Here is a 2352-nt window from a genome sequence, read left to right as displayed (position 1 = left end):
CGACCTGGAGCGGGAGTTGACGGCCGAGGAACGGCGGCTGAAGGACGTGGCCCGTTCCATCGCCGACCGCCGCGAGGGCCTCGCCCGGCTCAACGGCCAGGTCAACGCGGCCCGTTCACGCGCCGCGCGGGACGTACGTGAACTGACGGCGGACGAGGAGGTGTTGGGGGTGTACCGGGAGCGGTTCGGGATCGAGCTGGGGTCGGTTCCGGAGGTACGGGGACGGGGGTAGAAAATGTCTCGCGTGAGCGATGTGAGACATGTGCTGGTGCTGCCCGACCGTGACGCGGCCCAGGAGGCGGCGGAGGTGCTCGGGGAGCGGTTCGCGCTCGACGAGGAACCGCGGTTGGTACGGGACGCGCTGGCCGGTGAGGACGACGCCGAGGACGCCCAGTGGCTGCTCGTTCTGCGGGACGAGGACGGACGGCTCGATCCCGCGGAGCTGGACGCGTTCGCGGGCGAGTGGGACGGCTGGCGTGAGGAGCCGTAGCGGCGGCCGGTTCTACGGTCGGACTCGTACCCGAACCCGTACTCGACCCCGTACTCGCACCCCCGTCCGACCCCGGCACGTGGCACGCGGGACGCGTTGTCAGTGGCGCGTGCGATGCTTTACGGGATGGCCAGGAAGACTGCGAATGACGACCCTCTCGCCCCGGTGACCCTTGCCGTGGGCCAGGAGGACCTCCTGCTCGACCGTGCCGTGCGGGAGGTGGTGGCCGCTGCTCGGGCCTCCGACGCCGACACGGACGTACGTGACCTGACCTCGGACCAGCTGCAACCCGGCACACTCGCCGAGTTGACCAGCCCGTCGCTCTTCGCGGAGCGCAAGGTCGTGGTCGTACGCAACGCGCAGGACCTGTCCGCCGACACGGTCAAGGACGTGAAGGCGTATCTCGGTGCGCCCGCCGAGGAGATCACGCTGGTGCTGTTGCACGCGGGCGGGGTCAAGGGCAAAGGGCTGCTCGACGCCGCGCGCAAGGCCGGGGCGCGGGAGGTGGCCTGCCCGAAGATGACGAAGCCGGCGGACCGGCTGGCGTTCGTGCGGGGCGAGTTCCGGGCGACCGGCAGATCGGCCACGCCGGAAGCCTGCCAGGCGCTGGTCGACTCCCTCGGCAGTGATCTGCGCGAACTGGCGTCCGCCGTCTCCCAGTTGGTCGCCGATATCGAGGGGACCATCGACGAGGCGGTCGTCGGGCGGTACTACACGGGGCGGGCCGAGGCGTCGAGCTTCACGGTCGCGGACCGGGCCGTGGAGGGACGGGCGGCGGAGGCGCTGGAGGCGTTGCGGTGGTCGTTGTCCACCGGGGTGGCGCCGGTGCTGATCACCAGCGCGCTGGCGCAGGGAGTGCGGGCGATCGGGAAGCTGTCGTCCGCGCGCGGGGGACGGCCGGCGGATCTGGCGCGTGAGCTGGGGATGCCGCCGTGGAAGATCGACCGGGTACGGCAGCAGATGCGGGGGTGGACACCGGACGCGGTCTCCGTCGCGCTGCGCGCGGTGGCCGAGGCGGACGCGGGAGTGAAGGGCGGGGGGGACGATCCGGAGTACGCGCTGGAGAAGGCGGTCGTCGCGATCGCCCGGGCGGCCCGGTCCCGGGGGCAGGCCTGACCGACCCCGCCCCCTGCGGAAGCAAGAGGCCGCAGAAGCAAGAAGTTGGGGAAACAGCAATGCCCCCGAAGTGGGTCCGGGGGCACTGTACGTGGCGTGGCGACCACGATATCTGTCCGTGAATCGAGGTAGAGGGCTCGACGTTGTCCTCACGGTGGATTGCTACTGGTCCGGTCCGCGCGAGCGCGGGCCGAGGCAAGTGCGGAGGATCAGCCCTTGAGCGCGGTGACCTTGGAAGCAAGCGCCGACTTCTTGTTGGCGGCCTGGTTCTTGTGGATGACGCCCTTCGCGACGGCCTTGTCGAGCTGACGCGCGGCAGCGCGCTGGTACTCGGTGGCCTTCTCGACGTCACCCGCGGCAGCGGCTTCGCGGGCCTTGCGGATCGCGGTCTTCAGGGAGGACTTGACGGCCTTGTTGCGCAGCCGAGCCTTCTCGTTGGTCTTGATCCGCTTGATCTGGGACTTGATGTTCGCCACGAATGAGCCTTTGCAGGTTCTGGCACGGGGCCGCACGGGTCCCGGGCCGATGATTTTCCTTGGGGTGTGTCTCGCACCGAGCGGGGATACCGGTCAGGGATGAGGCACAGCCACTCAGGCTACCAGCCGCCCACCGGCCCACCCAAACCGGTCGCCGAGGGACCGACGGCTACCGTCCCGCACCGTCCCGAACCGGACCGCACCCTTCGCCTGTCGGCGCAGGCCAGGCCCCTGCCCCGACCCTCGAGGAGCCCCAGGCCTCCCCGAACC

General features: G+C 70.5%; 4 protein-coding genes. 3 read left to right on the top strand and 1 reads right to left on the bottom strand.

Going from position 1 to position 2352, the window contains the following annotated elements:
- The 3 genes from ACNFOC_RS53350 to holA all read left to right on the top strand — a co-directional run.
- The coding region (locus ACNFOC_RS53350) for a hypothetical protein (RefSeq protein ID WP_416966164.1) at positions 1-232 on the top strand (232 nt) is incomplete at its 5' end.
- Between the two features lie 3 nt (positions 233-235).
- On the top strand, positions 236-490 hold the full coding sequence (locus ACNFOC_RS53345) for a hypothetical protein (protein ID WP_416966163.1): 255 nt from the start codon (positions 236-238) through the stop codon (positions 488-490).
- Between the two features lie 126 nt (positions 491-616).
- Positions 617-1606, top strand: a complete 990-nt coding sequence (holA, locus tag ACNFOC_RS53340) for a DNA polymerase III subunit delta (protein ID WP_405859448.1) — start codon at positions 617-619, stop codon at positions 1604-1606.
- A 209-nt stretch (positions 1607-1815) separates the two neighbouring features.
- Here holA and rpsT read toward each other — a convergent pair whose 3' ends face one another.
- Complete coding sequence (rpsT, locus tag ACNFOC_RS53335) at positions 1816-2082, bottom strand: 30S ribosomal protein S20 (RefSeq protein ID WP_043676462.1); 267 nt, start codon at positions 2080-2082, stop codon at positions 1816-1818.
- Positions 2083-2352: the final 270 nt, after the last annotated feature.

The organism is Streptomyces colwelliae, from assembly GCF_048158785.1.
In the GTDB taxonomy this organism is placed as follows: domain Bacteria; phylum Actinomycetota; class Actinomycetes; order Streptomycetales; family Streptomycetaceae; genus Streptomyces.
Note: the sequence above shows the minus strand (reverse complement) of the source record. Positions and strands in the feature narration are given on the sequence as shown.